Origin of the sequence: Streptomyces sp. NPDC086077 (genome assembly GCF_040686175.1) — a bacterium.
Taxonomy (GTDB): Bacteria; Actinomycetota; Actinomycetes; order Streptomycetales; family Streptomycetaceae; genus Streptomyces.
Genome location: NZ_JBFBJT010000127.1, coordinates 1 through 21,642, shown reverse-complemented (window position 1 = coordinate 21,642; position 21,642 = coordinate 1). Strand labels below are relative to the sequence as shown.

Here is a 21,642-nt window from a genome sequence, read left to right as displayed (position 1 = left end):
CCACCACCGACAGCTCCCTGCGCGACGACCTGACCCTGTCCGGAGCCGTGCGCACCCCGAATGGACGCCGCGGCGAGATCGTCAAGCAGCCCGCGACCGACACCACACCCGCGGTCATGGGCCCGGACCAGACGCTGAAGATGTCCGACTCGGGCTACGCCGCGACCACGAAGCCGGTCCTCCAGACGGCCGCCGCGTACACCGTGGCGACCTGGGTCCGCCTCGGCGCCACCGGCCGCAACCTCACCGTCGCCGGCCAGGACGGCACCTACTACAGCCCCTTCTTCCTCAGCTACTGCGAGGACGTGCAGACGTGGTGCGTGCGCCTGGCCGACGCAGACGTCGCCAGCACCTCGCTCAGCAACCAGCGCGTCAACGCCAAGGACCCCGCCCAGGTGGGCTCCTGGACGCACCTCGCCGTGACCGTCGACCACGACAGGAACGTCCTGTCGCTGTACGTGAACGGACAGCTCCAGGGCACCGACACGATCACCTCGAATTGGCCGGCGGGCGGCGCGTTCCAGATCGGCCGGGTCAAGTACAAGGGCGCCTACGCCGACGCCTTCACCGGTGAGATCGACGAGGTCACCCTCTGGCAGGCGGCCAAGTCCGCCGAGGAGGTCGCCGACGAGGCCCGGCTGCTCGACGGCGCCGACGGCACCGGTCTGCCGCACCTGGAACTGGTGGCCGACCTGAAGGCCGACGGCGCATCCGGCACCACCCTCCAGGACACCACCAGCAACTACGGCCCCACGCTTACCCTCGGCAGCGGCGCCAAGCTGGACGGCGAGTCCGTCGTGCTGGACGGCTCCGGCGGGGCCGAGTTCGGCGCGCCGCTCGTCGACGCCACCGGCTCCTTTACGGTGGCCGTGGAGACGGTGGTCGACGGGGCCGCGCTCAAGGACAAACCGGACGGCTACCGCGCCCAGATCCTCGGCCAGCGCACGGCGACAGGCTCCTCCTGGGGCCTGTGGTTCGAGAAGACCGGCGTCGACACCACCGGCCACGAGGTCCTGGACGAGAACGGCGACCCCGTCATCGACGAGACGACCGGCGAGCCGCTGTCGGAGACCTGGGCGCTCGGCCGCTGGCACTTCGGCCGGCTCAGCGCGGACGGGTCCGGGGTGTCGGTGCGCAGCGACGAGGTGGCCGTGCTCGGCACCGAGGTCGAGCTGACCGGCGCCTACGACGCCCACACCCGGCAGATCTCCCTCTTCCTCATCGACCGCCAGGGCGAACCCACCGCCTTCACCGCGACCGCGAGCAGCGGCGGCGCGGCGGTCGGCAAGGGCTGGTTGAACAGCGCGTGGGGCAACCACGTGCCGGGCCGCGTCAACCACATCCGCCTGTGGGCGGGCGCCGTGCAGAGCGCCCACCACAAGTCGGCCGTGGTCGGCGACTGATCGCGGCCGTCGAGGCCGGCCGACCTCATCCCTGAGGCAGGGCGCGGGACGCACAGCCCGCGCCCCTTCTCCTTCTCACCCCCTTTCTTCTCCACCTGACACACCCCCTTTCTCCACCTCCCACCAGAAAGCAGACCGTGTTCAGACCACGTTCGCCGAGGGGAGGGAACCGCACCGGCCGACGGCCGGTGGTCGGTGCTCTCCTCCTCGCATTGCTCGCCGCCCCGGTGGTGCCCACCGGCGTGGCCATCGCAGCAGACCGCCCCGGCGCCCCCGACTCCGCCGACACCCGGGTCAGCAAGGTCCACCCCGTCGCCGGACTGGGCGCGAAGAACGCCCGCAAGCGGGTCGCCCGGGACGAGAAGGCCAACCAGCGCCTGATCACCGAGGCGCGCGAGGAGCGCCGTATCTCCTGGCCGGCCGCCGGAACCACGCGGGACTCCCTGGCGCAGCGGTCCGCCGACGCCGTCGTGGACGTCACCGCCGATCCGAAGGCCGGCGCCAAGCGGCCCTCCGGGGCGGCGACCGTGCGCATCCTGGACCGGCGGGCCACGGAGCGGGCCGGGATCACCGGCGTGCTGTTCACCGTGGGGACCGAGCGCCGCGGCACCGCCCGGCTGACGGTCGACTACAGCGCCTTCGGCTCCGCGGTCGGTGGCAACTGGGCGACCCGGCTCGGCCTGGTGAAGCTGCCCGCGTGCGTGCTCACCACTCCGGAGAAGGCCGAGTGCCGCACCACCACACCGGTGGCGTCCGACAACGACGCGAGCGCGCAGACCGTGACGGCCCGCACAGCCGTCGCCGCCAGCGGCACGCCGACGGTGATGGCCCTCGCGGCCGAGTCCGGCACCACCTCGCCGGCCGGCGCCGGCGACTTCGCCGCCACGCCGCTGTCCGCCTCCTCGGCGTGGCAGGCGGGCGAGTCGTCCGGCTCCTTCTCCTGGTCTTACCCGGTGAACCTGCCGCCGGCACCGGCCGGCCCGGTACCGCCGCTGACGCTCGCGTACGACTCCGGCTCCATCGACGGCCGCACCGCCAACACCAACAACCAGGGCTCCCAGGTCGGTGAGGGCTTCTCCCTCACCGAGTCCTACGTCGAGCGCAAGTACGGCTCGTGCGAGGACGACGGGCAGACCGACAAGCACGACCTGTGCTGGAAGTACGAGAACGCCTCGCTCGTGCTCAACGGCGTCGCCAACGAGCTGGTCAAGGACGACACCTCCGGCAAGTGGCGGCTGAAGAACGACGACGCCTCCCAGGTCTTCCACGAGGTCGGCGCGGACAACGGCGACGAAGGCGACGACATCGTCAGCGGCAAGGGCGACGGCAAGGGCGAGTACTGGAGGGTCGTCACCGGCGACGGCACGACGTACACCTTCGGCCTGAACATGCTGCCCGGCGCTGGCACCGAGCGCACCGACTCAACCTGGACCGTCCCCGTCTTCGGCGACGACAGCGGCGAACCCGGCTACTCCTCGGGCACCGGCTACTCCGGCCGCGCCAAGACCCAGGCCTGGCGCTGGAACCTCGACCTCGTGCAGGACGTCCACGGCAACGCGGCGACGTACTGGTACACCAAGGAGAGCAACCACTACGCCAAGAACGGCGACAAGACGGCCCTCGCCTCCTACGTCCGCGGCGGCTACCCGACCGAGATCCGCTACGGACAGCGCGCGGACGCCCTCTTCACCGGCGTGACCTCCGCCAAGGTCACCTTCGACTACAAGGAGCGCTGCACGGCCTCCTCGTGCGAGTCGCTCACCAAGGACACCGCCGTCAACTGGCCGGACGTGCCCTTCGACTCGATCTGCTCGGCCTCCGAGACGGACTGCCTGTCCAGCGGCCCTGCCTTCTTCACCCGCAAGCGCCTCACCGAGATCCGCACCCACTGGTGGTCCACGGCCGCCGAGCCGGATGCCTTCAAGCCGGTCGACTCCTTCGCCCTGACCCAGGCCTTCTTCGACGGCCAGGACATCGGCAACAGCTCCGACCAGGTCCTCACCCTCACCGCGCTCAAGCGCACCGGCCTCAACGGTACGGCCGAGTCCCTGCCGGAGATCGGCTTCACCTACCAGCAGCGGCCCAACCGCGTCGACGGCGGCACCCAGCCCGGCGGCGGTGACATCCTTCCGCTGACCCGGCCCCGCATCTCCACCATCACCTCGGAGACCGGCGCTGTCACGACCGTGGACCTGTCCCACCCGGAGTGTGTGCGCGGCAGCAGCATGCCGGCCTCGCCGGACAAGAACACCACGTCCTGCTACCCGGTGTACTGGGCCATCAACGGCGGCGATCCGGCGCTGGACTGGTTCCACAAGTACCGGGTCACGGCGGTCTCCTCCAGCGACACCGCCGCCAAGAACCCGGCGGTCGAGTACAGCTACGAGTACGACACCCCGGCCTGGCACTACAACGACGATCCTTTCACCAAGGAGAAGGAGCGCACCTGGTCCGAGTGGCGCGGCTACCAGAAGGTCACCGCCTACACCGGTGAGGTCGGCACCGTCCGCTCGAAGGCGGTCAAGCTGTTCATGCAGGGCATGAACGGCGACAAGCTGGCGGACGGCACCACCCGCGCAGCGAGCGTCGACCCGGTCACCATGCCGGGCGTCACCCTCTCCGCGGCCACCGACTCCGACCAGTACGCGGGGCAGTTGCGCCAGCAGATCACCTACGACGGCGCCACGCCGATCGCGTTCACCGTCAACAACTTCTGGTCCAAGCAGACCGCGAGCCAGCAGAAGTCGTACGCGCACACCAAGGCGCACTTCGTGCGCACGGCTCGCAGCTACGAGCGGACCTGGCTGACGGCCGGCCAGAAGTGGCGGACCACGGCCACCTCCACCACGTACGACGACACGTATGGCATGGTCACCCACAGCGAGAACCACGGCGACTGGTCGGCGACCGGCGACGAGAGCTGCTCGCGTACCTGGTACGCGCGCAACGACGCCAAGGGCCTCACCTCGCTGATCTCACGGACCCGCACCGTGGCCAAGCCGTGCGCGGACACCGACGACAAGCTGTCCCTGCCCGCCGACGCCGAGACACGCGGCGACGTGCTGTCCGACGCCGCCGTCGTCTTCGACGACCCCGCGGCGACCGGCTGGAAGGCGGACCAGACGCCGACGCTCGGCCTGCCCACCTGGACCGGCCAGCCCAAGGGCTATCCGGCCGCCAACGGCATCACCGACCGCAACCCCGGTGCGACGTCCTGGCAGACAGTCACCGCCACCACCTTCGACACCGCGACCGCGAAGCTCGGCCGCCCGCTCAAGGTGGTCGACGCCGCCGGCACCGTGACCAGCACCGCCTACTACCCGGCCAACGGCGGACCGGTGACCGGCGTCATCGTCACCTACCCGAAGCTGGCGTCCAACGGCCAGACCCACAAGTCGTACACGTACTTCGACCCGGCGCGAGGCACGGTCACCTACACTCTCGACGCCAACCTCAAGCGCACCGAGCACACCCGTGACGCGCTGGGCCGACTCACCGCGACCTGGCTCTCCAACCGGTCGAAGGCCGCGGGCGACACACCGAACGCCCGCTACGACTACGGCGTCAGTCAGACCAAGCCGTCGTGGAACTCGGTCGCCAAGCTCCAGGCGGGCGGCACCACTTACCGCACCTCGTACGCCCTGTACGACTCGCTGCTGCGCCCGATCCAGACGCAGGTCCCGGCGGCAGCCGGAGGCGGGCGGGTCCTCAGCGACACCCGCTACGACTCCCGCGGCCTGGCCGTCACCACGCAGAACGACGCCTACGACAACAGCAGCGCGCCGAGCAGCACGTACACCGGAGTGGAGTACGCGCAGTCGCCCAAGCAGAACGACACCGTCTACGACGGCGCCGGGCGCGCGGTGAAGACGACGCTGTCCTCGTGGGGCGTCAAGAAGTGGGACACCACGACCACGTACACCGGTGACTCGGTGGCGACCAGCGCCCTCGAAGGCGGCACGGCGTCCCGCATGATCACCGACGTGCTCGGCCGGACCAAGGAGACCCGCACCTACGCGGGCCCGAACCCGAACGACACGGAGTACGGCGCCGCCCAGGGCACCTCGTACACCAAGGTCGGCTACACCTACACCCTGGACGGCAAGCAGAAGACCGTCACCGGCCCCGACGGGTCCGTGTGGTCCTACACCTACGACCTCGGCGGCCGCCAGGTCACCGCGACCGACCCCGACAAGGGCACGACGACCACCAAGTACACCGTCCTCGACCAGGTCGACCACACCAAGGACGCCAAGAACCAGTACCTCTATTACGGCTACGACGAGCTGGGCCGCAAGACCGCGCTCTGGCACACCAGCCGCACCGACGCCAACAAGCTCGCCGCCTGGACGTACGACACCCTGCTCAAGGGCTACGTCGACCAGTCCGTGCGCTATGAGAACGGCGTCGGCCAGGTCAACAGCAAGGCGTACATCAAGTCCGTCGACGCCTACGACAGCCTGAACCGGCCGACCAGCACCACGCTGACCCTGCCGGCGAGCGACCCGCTGGTCACCTCGGGCGCCGTCCCGCAGGCCACGCTCACCTTCGGCACCGCCTACCGGCTCGACGGCACCGTCAACAACACCAAGGAGCCCGCGGCCGGCGGGCTGGCCGCCGAGACGGTCGAGACCCTGTACAACGACGCGGGTCTGCCCGTGCAGCAGTCCGGCATCAGCGGCTATCTGCTCGGCGTGGACTACTCGGCGCTCGGACAGGTCCACCAGTACCAGCTCGGCACATCCACCACGGCCAAGCGCGTGTTCATCTCGCGTACCTACGAGACGGGCACTGGCCGGCTGCTGACGTCGGCCACCGACGACCAGACCCGCGGCCCGGTCCAGGACCTGGAGTACCGCTACGACCAGACCGGCAACGTCACCGCCATCCTCGACCGCGCCGACACCGGCGCCGGACCCGACCTCCAGTGCTTCGCCTACGACGGCCAGAAGCGCCTGAGCGAGGCCTGGACGCCGAAGACGGCCGACTGCTCCACGGCCGGCCGCACCGTGGCCAACCTCGGCGGTGCGGCCCCGTACTGGACCAGCTACACCTACACCGCGTCCGGCCAGCGGGCCACCGAAACCCGCAACACGGCGGTCCCGACCCCCATCACCACCACCTACTGCTACGACCCCGCCCGCAAGCACGCCCTGAAGTCGACCACGACCGCGGCGACGTGCGACCCGGCGGCCACCGCCCAGTACACCTACGACGCGGCCGGCAACACCGAGACCCGTGTCGAGTCCGCGGGATCCACCTCCAAGCAGTCCCTGCTCTGGAACCCCGAGGGCCGGCTGGGCAGGCTCACCGAGGGCACCGCGGCCACCGACTACCTCTACGACGCCGACGGCACCCTCCTCATCCGCCGCAGCACCGCGACGGACGGCGAGACCGTGCTGTACCTCGGAGCCACCGAGGTGCACCTGAAGAGCGGCAAGAAGTGGGCCACCCGCTACTACGCGGTGGGCGGGGCCACCATCGCGGTGCGCAGCAACGCGTCGGGCACAGAGAAGGTCCACTACCTCTCCGGTGACCACCACGGCACCAGCACCGTCTCGATCAGCAGCGACAGCTCGCAGACGCTGAGCAAGCGGTACACCACGCCCTTCGGCGCCAGCCGCGGCAGCGCCGTCGGCACCTGGCCGGACGACAAGGGCTTCCTCGGCAAGAGCGCCGACAGCTCCACCGGCCTCACCCAGGTAGGCGCCCGCGCGTACGACACCTCCACGGGTCAGTTCCTCAGCGTCGACCCGCTGCTGATGCCGGACCAGCACCAGTCGCTCAACGGCTACGGCTACGCCAACAACAACCCGACGACCGTCGCCGACCCGTCCGGACTCGGCGTGCCCGAGTGCCACACCGGTGAGATCTCCTGCACGGGCGGCATCCCGGACACCGAGGAGGAGCGCAAGGCCAAGGGCTGGAAGCCCAAGAAGAAGAGCGCCGCCGGCACCTCGTACGTCTACAAGGACGGCCGCTCCGGCAGCGCCCCGCCGGGCGCGCCGCGCTACTCGCGGAGCATCGAGGAGATCCTCTTCACCAACCACGAGATCGCGGCGATGCTCCGCAAGGAACGGGTGAACCAGATCCTCGACGGGAAGTGGGACCTCTCCAACCCCATCGACGAGATGGTCGAGGAGATGAACGAGGACATGTGCCGCCGTGGCGCGCGGGACGGCTGCGGAGCGTTCAACCTCGGTGACGACCTGAAGGACTGGCTGACGGGCGGCATGGACCGCGACGAAGCCGAAGAGGTCATGGAGCGGATCGACGAGTCCTGGAAGCGCAAGAACACCAAGAAGGGCGCCAGCGAATTCGGATTCGACAAGCCGGACGAATTCCAGCTGGCCCTGACGCTGGCGATCATGGGGCATAAGGTGATGTCCCGAAACGACGACCAGAAGGCGCCGCACGCGGGTGACGCCTGGGTCGACGACAAGCGGGCCGACTTCAAGTCGATGACGAGCCATCGCAGTGACGGACTCAAGAAGCACCTGGAGAAGGCGGACAGACATCAGCAGGTGGACGTCGCCTACGTGGACCTGCGGCCCGGCGGAATGAGTGAGGACGCCGCCAAGGACGGCCTCAGGCAGTTCTCCCACAAGGGGCATCTGGAGCGTGTCGTGATCATCGGCAGAGACTTCATGATCGACGAGGACTTCTAGGCCGGTCCTCCGGAACGGGGAGCCGCCGCCTGCCTCGGCGGGCGGCGGCTCCCCGCCGTCCATGGCAACCTGGAGAGTGATTCCGATGACAGATTTCGCGCAGTACGACGGTTACAAGAAGGACTTCGACTTCTATGTCGGGCCCGCGCAGCCGGACGGCTTCCGGAGCGGAGAATTCGGCGACCGCCTGTGGGCGGACGTCTCGCGCATCCTGGGAACACCGTTCGACGGTGGGACGATCACACCCGACGACCACGACGGATACACCTACTGGTTCGACAACGACGACCTGAGCGCTTCCCTGTACTCCGGCCCGCGCGAACCAGGCTCGGGAACGCTGGACCAGGTGCCCGCGATACTCACCGTGATCTCACGGTCCGAGGACGTCGCGAGTTCGGAGCTGGCCGAACGGCTCTACACCGGGCTGACCGGGGCCGGCGGCTACCTCGTGGTGGTGCTCGCGGACGACGGGATGCCGATCGCCGCCAACTTCGACATCGGCGACGGCTGGTGAACCCGGCCGCTCAGTCGTGACGGGCCAGCTTGACCGCTCAGACGAGCAGGATCACGGCCAGTACGGGGATAGGACCGCGTCCGGGAACACACCGAGGAGCAGTCCACCCAGCACTGCCCCGGCGACGGAGCCTGCGACCATGGTCGCGGTGAAGCGGAGGTTTGAAGTTTCCCCGTGATCTCGGACACGTGAGCGTTATGCCGCGAGGGCGTGCTGATGCCGCTGTCTGGTCTCGGCCGGGGGGAGGTAGCCGAAGGTCTTGCGCAGGCGGCGGCGGTTGTAGAAGGTCTCGATGACCCTGTTGCTCAATTCGAGGGAGTTTGCGTCGATCACTCGGTCGGAGGCAGGCGGCGAGACGGATCCTGCTGGTCAGGGGCGCGAATGGGGTGGCCCTACGACAGGGGGTGGCGGCTGTGTCGATGGGATCGGCTTCTGTCGGTGTTCCGGATGGAACGAGTGCGGTCGCACATGCTGCGTTCCCGAAGGGGTGTCTTGCAATACGGATCCGTGACCAACTCGGGTCAGTCTTCTCGAACGAGGAGTTCCGCGAGGCGTTCGGGGACCGCGGCCGGCCTGGCATCTCGCCCGGACAGCTCGCCCTGGTAAGCGTGCTGCAATTCGTTGAGAACCTGACGGACCGGCAGGCAGCGCACGCGGTGCGGGCCAGGATCGACGTGAAGTACCTGCTGGGACTGGAGCTCACCGATCCCGGCTTCGACTTCACGGTGCTGACCGGGTTCCGGCAACGGCTGCTGGACCACGGCGTGGAGGAGCGGGTGCTGGACCTGCTGCTGGAGCGCCTGGCCGGTCAGGGCCTGGTCAGCGCCGGAGGGCGGCAGCGCACCGACTCCACTCACGTCTTGGCGGCCGTCCGGCGCTTGAACCGGTTGGAGTTTGTCGGCGCGACGCTCCGTGCCTGCCTGGAAGCACTGTCCGCGGCCAGTGCGCAGTGGCTCGTGAGCTGGATGGACCCGGCATGGCAGAAGCGCTACGGCGCCAGGACCGATGCCTACCGGCTGCCCTCCGAACGGTCCGAACGCGACCGGCTGGCCCAGCAGATTGCTGCCGACGGCTACCGCTTACTCGCAGCCGTACACACTTCCACGGCACCGACATGGCTGCGCGAGATCCCCGCGGTGACCGTGCTGCGGACGGTCTGGATCCAGCAGTTCACACGCACCGTCACCGACGGAGTGCAGGAGGTGGGCTGGCGAGGCAAGGATGATCTCCCGCCGGGCAGAGCGCTGATCGCCTCGCCGTACGATCCCCAGGCCCGGTATTCACATAAGCGCGGCTCGGCCTGGACCGGCTACAAGGTCCACTTGAGCGAGGACTGCACCGGTTCCGGGCAGCCGCATCTGATCACCCACGTGGTTACCACCGATGCCACCGCGAACGACGCCACCGTCGTCGAGGCGGTGCACGACGCCCTCACCACCAAGAGCCTCAAGCCCGCCGAACACCTCCTGGACTCGGGATACTCCTCCGCCGAACTCCTGCTGACCGCCCCTGTCGAACGTGAAATCTGTGTGGTCGCACCGGTCCGGCCGAACAGCACCCCGCAACAGATCAGGTCCGCCGGGTTCGGCAAGTCCGCCTTCACCATCAACTGGCAGGAAAGGACTGCCACTTGTCCGTCCAGCCGGACCAGCCGCTACTGGACAGTCGGCCTCGACAACAACGGCCGCGACGCGATCAGAATCCGCTTCGCGACCACGACCTGCTCTCCCTGCCCCGTCCGGGACCAGTGCACCCGCTCCACCCAGTACGGCCGACAGCTCACCGTCCGGCCTCAAGGGCAAGACGCCCTGCTCGAACGCGTCCGCGCCGAGCAGACCACCAAGGCGTGGAAGGAACGCTACGCCGCCAGGGCCGGTGTTGAGGGAACCATCCACCAAGCCGTCGCCGTCGGCGGTATGCGCCGCACCCGCTATCGCGGCCTAGCCAAAACACACCTCGGCCATGTCCTGACAGCCACTGCAGTCAACTTGATCCGGCTCGACGCCTGGTGGACCGGCACCCCGCTCGCCCAGACCAGAACCTCCCGGCTCGCGGCCCTCGAACTCGCCACATGAACCAATTGGGCAACAGGGTCTCTCGATGAAGTTGAAAACCTCGGCGCGGGCGGTGGCCCGGTCGGACCAGGTGCGGGTGCCGATCTCTTCTTTGAGCAGGGCCCAGAAGCTCTCCGCGGCAGCGTTGTCGAAGCATGATCCGGTGCGTCCGCAGCTCTGCCGCAGTCCCAACTCGCGTATTCGCCCCCGGAACTGGGTTGACGTGTATTCGGCGAGTTCAACCGGTCAGAGCAACAGTGCTGGTTGAGGCGGTATACGTGGCGAGACTGGAAAGTGATCTCCCGCGAGCTGTGCAAGCGCCTTCGAACTGGCCGCCCGATCCGGAAGAACAAGCGCCACACGGTGAAAGGACAGTGGCGCTCACAGATCACCGATGCCCGACCGATCGAGGAGCGGCCCCAAGCGGCAGAGGACCGCAGCGAATCCGGGCATCTGGAAGGCGATCTGGTGATCGGCTCGAACAACAGCCAGGTCGCCACGCTGGTCGACCGGAAGTCACGGTTCCTCATAGTCGTGAAACTCGCCAGTCGCCACACCACCGTGGTCGTTCCCGCTCTCGCCGAAACCTACGAGCGCATGGACCCCCGACTACGCAGCACGCTGACCTGGGATCGCGGCATGGAACTGGCAGCTCACAAGCGGCTCACCGCCGACACCGGTGTCGACGTGTTCTTCGCGGCCCCGCGCAGCCCCTGGCAACGTGGCACCAACGAGAACACCAACAAGCTCCTCCGGCAGTACCTACCCAAAGGCACAAACCTGTCGACGTTCAGCCAGGACGATCTTGACGCCATCGCAACGAAGCTCAACAACCGTCCGCGCAAGTGCCTGCGATTCCGCACACCAGCCGAGAGTGTTGCCTTGACCGGTTGAATCTAAGGTCGCTTTTTTCAGGATCTCGATCGTCTGCTGCTGTTCACGGACCTCCTTGCGCAGCCGCTTGAGTTCCTCGCGCTCGGCGCTGGTCAGCTCACCGGACTCGCGCTCGCCCCGGTCCGCCTTCGCCCGGCGGTACCAGCCGCGCAGGGACTCCGAGCTGATCCCGAGCTCCCGGGCAACCGCGGTGACCGTCTTGCCCGAGGAATCCACGAGCGCGATCGCGTCTCGCTTGAACTCCTCGGTGTACCGCTTCGTGTACTTGCTTCCCACCTGGTGCTACTTCCTCTGGAACCTCAAGATCCCAGTCTCCAGGTGTCCGCGATCAAGGGAAAGCTTCATTCTTCGCGGCAGACCACAGGTCCGTGCGACTGAGCCGGCTTCGGGCGCTCTGCCGGACGCGTCTGGCAGAGCGCCCGGGGTCCGTAGTACCCGGGCCGCGCAGCCATGGGAACTTGGCGCTCAGCCCCAAGAGACTCAGAGCATCAGTGACGCCTCTGCAGCGAGAGGATCATGATTATCCGGACAGCGCCTGAAGTGGCAGCACCACTACCCCGTACGCAATAAACGAGAAAGCTGCCGCTATGGCCAAAGCGAGTACGCGTTCTCTGTTGCTGCGAGCCAGCAGTGGGGCAAGCACCGACACGATGAGGCAGGCCCACGCCTGCGTGGCGTAGTGCAGGTCCCAGCCGAAGAGCAACGCCTCCATTCCAAAAACCCCGGCGACACCGGCAAGCCCGACGACTCGAAGCCGTGTTGTCCGACCACGCAGCCACCAGTGGCCCGCTGCGCCGAAGAGCGGCCCGGCGATGCACGCCATGAACAACCACACGAGAGGGAAGAACAGCCTGCCCATGCCGTCGCGTCCTAGTTCTGCGTACCCGTAATAGCCGACGACCAGGCCGGCTTCGGCGGCGAGGCCACAAAAGACCGCCAGGCTGACGGAACCTCGTCGCGAGACGAGGGCCCCGGTGGCGAAGGCGGCGACGCACCACACAGCACCGGAGTTCGCGATCTGGTTCCACGCACCTGGCAGCCACCCCTGCGCGAGGTTGGTCAGCACCCCCAGGAGGAGGCCTCCGAGCGCCGAAAGGAGCACCAGACCGCCACGCAGTCTCGTGCTGGTCATGATCGGACGGTCAGTACTCAGGAGCATGTGGCCTCCGCGGTCGTAGTCCAGCGGGATGCAACTATACACACAGTGTATACATGCAGTGCATACAGAGGGATGTGAGGGTGCTCGCTCCGTCCGTTTATATGCCAGACCTGCGAGAGATGTTGGGCATCCGGACCGTAGCAAGACCGCAGCAAGGCCATGTCCCGTGGCCTGTGGCAGGTCCTCCCCGGTGCGGGTAACCGCCAGGAAGCCGCAGTGGCACGGATGCGCTCCGAGGACTCCTGGCGAAGGTGCTGGCACCCAGTCGTGCGCGCGTTCGCGAGCTGTCAGCAGAGGCCCCCGCTTGGGGCGGTCGGGCAGTCACCCATTATTGGCTGACCGTTCATTCAAGAACGTGTTAGCCTGCTCAGCGACCCCGAAAGGCCTCGTTTGCCAGGCCTTGGGCACTGGGGTCGTCGGCCCGGCAACCCTCGTGGTCATCCAGAAAGTCGGCCCATCCACGGCCATCCCATTAGCGGCGGAAACCCTGCCCATCTGCAACTGCGCAGGCTCCCAGCCGTGTGAGCCGCCAAGAAAGCGATCACAGTAATGAGTACGTACTTCAACGGTGCCCTTGGCCAGCCGTCGGCGGCCGCCGTGCAACCGGCCGCCCGTGCCAGGGCACTTCAGCCGCTACTGCGTGAACACGCGGTCAGCGGAGATGCGAGGCGCTCCCTGCCGCCCGCCGTGGTCGAGGCCATGACAGACGCAGGCGTGTTCCGCCTTCTGACGCCTCGAAGGTATGGGGGACAGGAGACCGATCTGCGGACTCTCATGGAGGTGTCGGAAACCCTGGGGCGGGCGGATGGGTCAGCCGCATGGGTAGGAATGATCATCGCGGTGACCAACTGGCTGGCCTGCCTCTTCCCTGACAGGGCGCACGAAGAGGTGTTCGGCGCCGACCCTGATGCACGCGTGACCGGGGTCGCGGCACCGACTGGTGTGGGGGAGCGAGTCGAAGGCGGCTGGCGCGTGAGCGGCAGATGGTCCTACAACTCCGGGGCCCCGTTTGCGACATGGGCAGTGCTTGGTGTCCTCCTTCAGGATGAACGAGGCGAGATCGTCAACCAGGCCATGGCATTGATCCCGTCATCTGCGTTGGTGATGGAGGACACCTGGCGCACCGCCGGTATGCGGGGCACTGCCAGCAACACCTTGATTGGTGAGGATGTATTCGTACCGGAGCATCGAGTCATGTCGGTTCCTCCTGCCACAGAGGGCATCTATCCGCGGTCGCACAGAGACGACGAACCCCTGTTCAACGCGTCATTCGGCCCTATGCTCATCTTGTGTCTTACAGGACCGCTCCTGGGCCTGGGACAGGCCGCCCTTGATCTCGTGGTCAATGCGGCCGCCAGCAAGCCACTGTCCTTTACCGTGCATGAGCGCCAGGCGGACTCGGTGGCGGTACAGACACAGGTAGCCAGAGCCGCCCTGCTGATCGAGTCGGCGCGGCTGCACCTCTACCGCGCCGCCGCCGAGGTGGACGCCGCGTCTCTCGTAGGGCCGCTCGACTACCCTCAGCGCACCGAACTCAGGGCCCGGGCCGGCTACGCGGTCCAGCAAATCCTCGATGCCATCAGCATCCTCCTCAACGTCCACGGCTCCGCCGCTTTCGCCGAAACCAGCCCCCTGCAGCGCATCTGGCGCGACGCAAACACTGCAGCCCGTCACGCCGGGCTGGTGCCCGCGGTAGGCCTAGAGGTCTACGGCAAGACGCTGCTGAACGTGGACGAGAGGGTCAGCCTCATGGTCTGACGTCGTCCATCATTCGTCACCGTGACGCCACATCAGAGCCTGACGGAGCAGTCAATGTCACCTGCAGACCGCTCACTCCGGACAGGCGGGCACTCAACGACCAACCAGGAATGCCGGGAGCTTGCACATGCACGACCGTAAGGGCCTCATCCTCGACTTCGGTGGTGTCCTCACCACGCCGCTGCTGACGTCAGTCACCGAGTTTGAGAGTGACGAAGGACTTCCCCAGGGCAGCGTCGTGCGTCAACTTTCCCGGGACCCCGAGATCCTCCGCCTCACCGAGGACCTGGAACGCGGCGCCCTCACACAGGCACAGTGGAACAAAGTCGCAGCCCTGCGGATCGGCGTTAGCCCTGGCAACCTGTTGGGGCGGATCTTTTCAGGACTGCGACCAGAGCCGTTGATGTACGAAGCGGCGATAGCCGCCCGCAAGCAGGGAATCCGGGTCGGTTTGCTATCGAACAGCGTAGGCAGGGACCCTTGGGACCTCTATGCCGACTGCGATCTCGCCAGCACATTTGACGCGGTGCTGATCTCGGAGCACCACGGGCTGCGAAAGCCCGAGCCAGCGATCTATGAGCACATGCTCAAGATGCTCGAACTTCCTGGCAGTGCCTGTGTGTTCGTGGATGACTCCCCGCGCAACCTCCCCCCAGCGGCCGCACTGGGCATGGCTGTAGTCCAGGCCCAGGAGCCACGCACGACGATCACCGACATCCAGAACCTGCTAAACCTCAACCTTCTTTCCTGAGCACTGCGACATCAGTCCTACTGAATGACTCATCGTTCTCTTCGTTGGAGTGAGCCCGCAATGCCTCATTCCGCAGTCCGAAGACCACCGCTCAGCAGACCCTCGGCCGCGACGTCGAGCCGGCGGCTGACTTCGCACAACCGCATACTCAACCGAGCCCTCTACGCGCGTGGCCGGTTGGAACTACCCTGGAGTGACCTTGTCGCTTGCCCGCCGGTTTTACGCCCCTATTGTCCTACCCATGGACCCGACGTGCTCGGTGATCCGAGACGGCGTCGTAGACGTCACGGCCCGCGGCCGCGTCGCCTACTGCGGTCCTCTAGCCGATGCGCCACCTAACAACAATTCAGCCTCCACACGGCTGACCGGTATCCTGATGCCGGGGTTGGTCAATGCCCACGCGCACAGCGCCATGACGCCGCTCCGCGGCGCCGGGGGAGACTTGCCGCTGATGTCCTGGCTCAACGATGTCATCTGGCCGGCCGAGGCGCGCATGCGTCCAGCTGATGCCTATGCGGGCATGCTGCTGGGATGCATCGAGATGCTGCAGCACGGGGTCACCACCAGCGCCGAGATGTACATGCATGCTGAGTCGGTCACGCAAGCGGCCCTCGCAGCGGGCAGCCGAATACTGCTGGCACCCGCCTACTTTGACCTTCCGGGAGCGCCATGGCGCAGCGCTGTGCGTGCGATCGACGATTGGATCGACGCGGACGGCCTGAGGTTCGGCCCCGGTGACCGTGTTGAGTTGTGTTACGGCCCTCACTCCGCCTACACCCTCCCGGCCGAGGCCCTGCGCGCAACGGCCGAATCGGCTGCCGCACGGGGAGCGCTCGTCCATATACACGTCGCCGAGTCCCTTGGGGAAGACCAGGAGCAGCGTGCACGTTACGGATCGGTGCCACGGCTGCTTCGAGAAACGGGACTTCTGGAGGGGAGGCTGCTCGCGGCACACGCCGTGCACCTTTCTGCCCACGACATCCGGCTCCTGGCCGATCACGGTGCGGGAGTCGCGCACTGCCCCGGATCCAATGCCAAGCTGGCTTCGGGAATTGCGCAACTGACGGCTCTGCGACAGGCGTCCGTCGCAGTCGGACTCGGCACGGACGGCCCCGCCAGCAACGACGATCTCGACCTCTGGGAGGAGATGAGGCTGGCAATGATGCTGGCCCGAGTCACCACCGAGGATCCACTGGCCCTCACCGCCGCTGACGCGTTGATGATGGCGACTCGTGGGGGCGCGGCGGCCCTCGGCCGAACGGACATCGGTGCGCTGAGCCCTGGAATGTGGGCCGACATGGTTCACGTCGCCGTAGACGGCCCACACTTCGCCTCGGGACTTGACATCTCTGACGAGCAACTGACCGCAAACCTGGTGTGGGCGGCAGGGTCCCGGGCAATCCGTGACGTCTGGGTCGCCGGCCAACAAGTCATTACCCGTGGCGAGCCGGCACAGACCGACCGCATGGAGGCACAAAGAGCCGTGGCGGCATCGGCTTCGCACCTGCTGGCGACTGCGTAGAAGGGCGCGCCGGGAAGGCGCGCGAGCCGCTGCGGGTAAGCCGGCCCCATGCCCGCCAGCATCCGTCGGTCGTCGGGTCGACCTCTCTCCATCCCCTCTAAACCTGTGCCCGTGCCATACGGTCCAGCCGGGAATTCAACGCTCCGGCACCCAACTACAGACGCTGACGCAAGAAGTCAGGACAGACAGGCATGTCCGTCCGCGCACCGTGTTTCTAGAGTCGCAAGCGCGCGCCGAACGGCACGATCTCCCATCTCGAGGCAACCGAAGGTTTTGCATGGCTAGTGAAGTGAACCCCGCGTCTACCGTCCTTCTTGTTCACGGTGCCTGGCACGGCGCGTGGTGCTGGGAGAAGCTCTCCCCCGAACTTGTTGCCATGGGCTGGCAGGTCGAGACCGTCGCTCTCCCGAGCGCCTCGGCCGACGATCAGAACGACGCCGGTATGTACGACGACGCGCGGGTGATCCGCGAACGGCTCCAGGCGCTGGATGGCCCGGTGGTAGTAGTCGGGCACTCCTACGGAGCGATTCCCATGACGGAGGCTGCCGTCGGCTCCTCGAATGTGTCTCGCTTGATCTATCTCTCCGCGTTCATGCTGGAGGCGGGAGACTCCATCGACAGCCTGGGAGGAGGAAAGATCTCCACCAGCTCGGTAGTGACCCTGTCCGCGCATGGTCACTACGAGGATCCCAAGGCCGCCTTCTACGCCGACGTTTCCGCGCCTGACGCCGAACGTGCCGTGGACCGCCTCGTCCTGCAGTCCGCGAAGTCCTTCTGCGAGCCGCTCACCGGGGCCGCTTGGACGGCGATTCCGTCCAGTTACGTCATCACGGATAAGGACGCAGCCTTGGACGTAGGTTTTCAGGCCGCCATGTCGCAGCGCGCGCAGCGCTCTTACCACCTGGAATCCGGGCACTCCTCCTTCCTCTCCATGCCGGCCGAGCTTGCCCGGCTGATCGACCGCGACGCGAAGAGCTGAACCGACAGCGTGCGCAAGGGCGCCGGCTTCTCCGCCACGGAGGCCGGCGCTCCCGTGGCCGTCAGCTGATGCCTGAGAGGGCGAGTCACGGCTTCAACACGCCTCGCCGCGGTGCTGCATCCTGTAGTGCTTCGGGGATACACCCGTAGAGCGTTTGAATGCGTGACTGAACGAGCTCTCCGAGCTGTAACCCCACCGTGAGGCGATCGCCGCGATGGTGAGATTGCCGGTCCGCAAGGCCAGAGCCGCAGACCGCAAGCGCCATGCCGCGAGATATTCCATCGGTGGAACCCCCACGCACGCGGTGAAGCGCCCAGCGAACTGCGAGCGCGACAGCCCGGCATGGGTGGCCAGTTCGGCAACCGACCAGCGGTGCTCCGGCAGGCTGTGCATGGCCCTCAGCGCCGCGCCGATACGGCGATCCCGGAAGGCCGTGAGCCAGCCACCGCCTTCCGTGTCGGTCTCGGAGATGTAGGAGCGCAGCACCTGTGCCAGCAGGACGTGAGCCAGTCTCTCCGTGACGAACTGGCTGCCCAAGCCGATGGTGGCAGTCTCCGAGCGCAGCACCTCAAGGATGTTGTGGACGGTCGGCGCGACTGCCGACTCAGCGTCGACGTGCACGAGAGGCGGGAGGACATCCAGGAGAACCGCGGCATCAGCCTCATTGAGCTCGAAGCCGCAGCCGACGACTACGGTGTCAAGGCCGGTGCCGAATCTGACGGGAGCCCCTTCGACGTAGCCGGCGAAGACTTGCGCACTCGGTGTAGTCGGCGCTTCCCTGGCTCCGCCCAGCGTGTAGGGGCGTCCGCTCCCGACGAGGTAGCAGTCCCCCTCCGTCAGTGTGACCGCGGGGCAGCCGCTGACTGAGATGCGGCAAACTCCCTGTAGCACGGCTCCGAATTTGATGTGGCGGTAGCCGGAAAAGCCGATGGCCCACGGTTCGCCGGCTTCCAGGCGCGCGAACTGTGCGGTGCGCAGACCGAGCAGGCCCAGCACGTTTGTCAAAGGGTCCACAGGAGCTTCCTGGTGTATGTCATGCGCGAGCATGATGAGATCTTGACCATTCGTGCGGGTCACGAGTGCTGGGCAGATCGAGCCCACAGCGTGACGACAAGCTGGCGAGCATCCTTGGCCGTGCCTCGGCTGCCGCATGCCGGTTGAGTGCCCCTGCTCGTGCGTCGCGACCCAATCGCAGGCACGAAGAATATTATACTGGACGTTCAAGATAGCTTCCGCCAACGTTGCACGTTCCGGAGAGTTCGACACCGGCAAAGCGGCGGAGGCGGCTCTGAACGCCTTCGCTCAGCGGCCGCGACCGCACGTCGGTCCAGGATCGGTCGATGGCGCTGGCGCGCGCGGTATGCGGCGTTCGGCGATGGGGAGGGGTTCTGTCTTGCCTCGAGGAACTACTGCTCGAAGGACTGTGCCGTCGGTCCGGCCGCTTTGCTTGGCGCGGGTGCGCCAGGTCCCGAGCTGCTGCGCTGGATTCCGGTGGACAGCCGTGGACGAGGTGGTGTCCGGCGGTAGTCCTCAGGCTGCCTCGCGATCGACCGGTAGGGCGCATTGATGGGGGTGCTGTACGCGATGCGGGCGGCGACGGCCCTGGCCCGCCCAAGGCGGCCGGGCCTGGCTGTTCGGCGTTGGCGGAGACGGTCTGTGCCGACGCAGGTGTGCTGGGCTCACGGTGTACTTACCAAGCCCGCGCGCGCTGCGCCGGGAAGGCGGGGGTGAGGCCCTATTCAACACTCCTCTGCGGTCGCCGACAGCGAGCCATGGGCATGAGTGGACAAGGGATCGATTCTTGACCATGCGTTCCGTATATGTTTCAATGGACACGTGTTCGCCCTTTCGGTGGCGGAGCCCTCCGATATGGGGACGGTATGGGGTGGGCGAACACTGTCAGCGAACTCCTTTGCCCATGAGGACGAGCTGGCTCCGGGCTGCCAGCATGGATCTGGCAGCCCGGAACTATTAGAAGATCACCTCAACTGCGGGCGGACATCTTAAAGAACGCGATAAGGCGTTGAGCTTAGAGGTCCTGCTGGGCCCAGATGGTCTTGCCGCCCTCCGCGTCGTAGCGGGTGCCCCAGCGGCTGGCGACGGAAGCGATGAGGAACAGGCCGCGCCCTCCTTCGTCCTGCAGCCGTGCATGACGAAGGTGGGGTGCGGTGTCAGCGTCGTCAGACACTTCGACGGTCAACTCGCGGTCGAGGATCAGCCGTAGCCGGATGGTGCCTTGTGCGTGGGTGATCACATTGGTCGCCAGTTCGCTGACGATGAGCTCGGTTACGGCGGCGTGCTCGTCCAGGTCCCAGTGCGCCAGCCGCTCACGTACCAGTTGGCGTGCTTCACGCACCGAGGCCGGATCCGAGGGGAACGTCCGGTACGAGACCCGCTCGGGGTCGAGGCGCCGGGCCCGGGCCACGACAAGCGCTACCCCTTCCTGCGCGACGGTGTGCAGGACCTTGTAGACGATCGCGTCACAGATGTCTGCGGGGCGGGCTGAGACGTCGGCGACCACCTCTCGCAATCGGAGCAACTGTTCCTGTGCTTCGGCCGGGTGGTGCTCCGCGCTGCTGTCCGAGTAGAGAGAGAACAGACTGCCGGCCGCGACTTCGGTGACGGACATCTCGTATGGCACACCGCGGCCGAGTGCCGGACCCACTGGCATGTCGAGTCTGCTTACGACGCCCTCCGGGCTGGTGATCAGCGGAGCCTCATGGCCTGCCGACGCCGCCACGCACTTCAAGGTAATTGGGTCGTAGATGAGGTACAGACAGAAGGCGTTGAAAGACGGGCGCGCCTGGTGGAGGGTCATTGCCGGATCAGCGTCCTGCTCGCGAGCCATACGCTGAGTTACGTCGTCGAGGTGTGCCAGTAGTTCGTCCGGTGGAAGGTCCATCGAGGCCAGCGTGGAAACGGCGGTGCGTAGGCGGCCCATTGCCGCCGACGCACAGAGATCATCACCGGGGACGTATCCGATGACCATGCCTACCCGGCAGCTGGAGAGAGGGAGGACGTCGATCCAGTGGGCCCCGTACCGCCCGGGAAAGTAGACGTAGGAGGGCTCCACCGCTGTCACCTTGGGCGGCGTCCGGGGCAGCAGGCTGCGTTGCAGTGCATTGTTGACCGTGCGCTCGCGGGTGAAACGGCGTGCGTTGTCCACGCACAGCGCGGTACAGGTGGCCAGTTGCGTCGCGAGTGAAAGATCTTCCTCGTCGTAAGGTTCCGAGCGAGAGTGCTCCCGGTAGAAGCTGACCACCCCTAGCACGAGCCCGTGCACGGTCAGCGGCGTAACGACCATCGAGTGCACGCCTGCGCGGGCGATGAACTCGGCCCGCGCTCGGTCATGGGACAGCCACCCGTCAGTCGGGCGGACCGTGCCCACCAGCCGTGGACGGAGGTCGGCCAGCGCCTGCGTGTAGGGAGTGGGGAACGCGAAGGAGGTGGCGCTGCCTACGGGGTAGGCACCTAGCTGGCTCTCAGGGCCTTTGAATGCAGCACGTCGCATGGGAGGTTGGCTACTCATCGGACCGGCGGGCGCGTCGCCGGAGAGCACCGACTCCAGGAGGTCGACCGCAACCGCGTCTGCGAAGCCCGGGACGGCAATGTCAGCGAGTTCCTGGGCCGTGCGCAGCGCGTCGAGTGAGGTCCCGATCTGGGACCGGGCTACGTTAAGCAGGGCAAGTTCCCGCTGTTTGCGGCTGGCTTCGGTGATGTCATGGACCATGGCGGCAGCACCGATCACCCGGCTTTCAGCGTGCAGCAGGAAAGCGGAGACTGCGTACTCGTGCCGGTGCCCTGGGTCCTCGCGCGGGTGGGCAAGGACACGCTGATCGACGACCGGGCCACCGTCCCGCATCACCTGGCACACAATCGGCCAGAGCGGGATGCCGCTGTCGAGGTCCTTCAGCTCCGCCCCGACGACTTGGCCTTCGGG

12 protein-coding genes and 2 pseudogenes are annotated in these 21,642 nt (G+C 67.0%); 10 read left to right on the top strand and 4 right to left on the bottom strand.

The features are described 5' to 3' along the window. The 5 genes from AB0O67_RS28605 to AB0O67_RS28585 all read left to right on the top strand — a co-directional run. On the top strand, positions 1 to 1,403 hold a 1,403-nt coding region (locus AB0O67_RS28605), incomplete at its 5' end, for a LamG domain-containing protein (protein WP_365455952.1). Between the two features lie 242 nt (positions 1,404 to 1,645). Beyond that, complete coding sequence (locus AB0O67_RS28600; protein ID WP_365455949.1) at positions 1,646 to 8,071, top strand: RHS repeat-associated core domain-containing protein; 6,426 nt, start codon at positions 1,646 to 1,648, stop codon at positions 8,069 to 8,071. Positions 8,072 to 8,156: 85 nt separating this feature from the next. Continuing rightward, entirely contained in the window at positions 8,157 to 8,585 is a 429-nt protein-coding gene (locus AB0O67_RS28595; RefSeq protein ID WP_365455946.1) for a hypothetical protein, read from the top strand. 419 nt (positions 8,586 to 9,004) lie between these two features. Continuing rightward, positions 9,005 to 10,660, top strand: a complete 1,656-nt coding sequence (locus tag AB0O67_RS28590; protein WP_365455943.1) for an IS1182 family transposase — start codon at positions 9,005 to 9,007, stop codon at positions 10,658 to 10,660. A gap of 273 nt (positions 10,661 to 10,933) precedes the next feature. Continuing rightward, on the top strand, positions 10,934 to 11,533 hold the full coding sequence (locus AB0O67_RS28585) for an IS30 family transposase (RefSeq protein WP_365455940.1): 600 nt from the start codon (positions 10,934 to 10,936) through the stop codon (positions 11,531 to 11,533). A 60-nt stretch (positions 11,534 to 11,593) separates the two neighbouring features. On the opposite strand, the pseudogene AB0O67_RS28580 reads toward AB0O67_RS28585, so the two are convergent. Both AB0O67_RS28580 and AB0O67_RS28575 read right to left on the bottom strand, forming a co-directional pair. After that, positions 11,594 to 11,809: pseudogene (locus AB0O67_RS28580) on the bottom strand (transposase); the annotation flags it as partial. A gap of 244 nt (positions 11,810 to 12,053) precedes the next feature. Next, a complete protein-coding gene (locus tag AB0O67_RS28575) occupies positions 12,054 to 12,665 on the bottom strand; it encodes a DUF6518 family protein (protein WP_365455937.1) in 612 nt (203 codons plus the stop codon). Positions 12,666 to 13,241: 576 nt separating this feature from the next. On the opposite strand from AB0O67_RS28575, the pseudogene AB0O67_RS28570 reads away from it, so the two are divergent. The 5 genes and pseudogenes from AB0O67_RS28570 to AB0O67_RS28550 form a co-directional block, all read left to right on the top strand. Beyond that, a pseudogene (locus tag AB0O67_RS28570) lies at positions 13,242 to 13,523 on the top strand (acyl-CoA dehydrogenase family protein); the annotation flags it as partial. 9 nt (positions 13,524 to 13,532) lie between these two features. Then, entirely contained in the window at positions 13,533 to 14,450 is a 918-nt protein-coding gene (locus tag AB0O67_RS28565) for an acyl-CoA dehydrogenase family protein (RefSeq protein WP_365455955.1), read from the top strand. A 127-nt stretch (positions 14,451 to 14,577) separates the two neighbouring features. Beyond that, entirely contained in the window at positions 14,578 to 15,201 is a 624-nt protein-coding gene (locus tag AB0O67_RS28560; RefSeq protein ID WP_365455934.1) for an HAD-IA family hydrolase, read from the top strand. A 241-nt stretch (positions 15,202 to 15,442) separates the two neighbouring features. After that, complete coding sequence (locus AB0O67_RS28555; RefSeq protein ID WP_365455931.1) at positions 15,443 to 16,723, top strand: amidohydrolase; 1,281 nt, start codon at positions 15,443 to 15,445, stop codon at positions 16,721 to 16,723. Positions 16,724 to 17,000: 277 nt separating this feature from the next. Continuing rightward, positions 17,001 to 17,702, top strand: coding sequence for an alpha/beta fold hydrolase (locus AB0O67_RS28550; RefSeq protein WP_365455928.1), 702 nt, complete (start codon positions 17,001 to 17,003; stop codon positions 17,700 to 17,702). A 93-nt stretch (positions 17,703 to 17,795) separates the two neighbouring features. Here the strand turns inward: AB0O67_RS28550 and AB0O67_RS28545 are convergent, their stop codons facing one another. Further along, the gene (locus AB0O67_RS28545; protein WP_365455925.1) at positions 17,796 to 18,749 is read right to left on the bottom strand and encodes an AraC family transcriptional regulator; all 954 of its coding nucleotides are present in this window, start codon (positions 18,747 to 18,749) and stop codon (positions 17,796 to 17,798) included. Between the two features lie 982 nt (positions 18,750 to 19,731). Beyond that, positions 19,732 to 21,642 (bottom strand): SpoIIE family protein phosphatase (locus tag AB0O67_RS28540; RefSeq protein ID WP_365455922.1); only part of this gene is annotated, 1,911 nt, incomplete at its 5' end.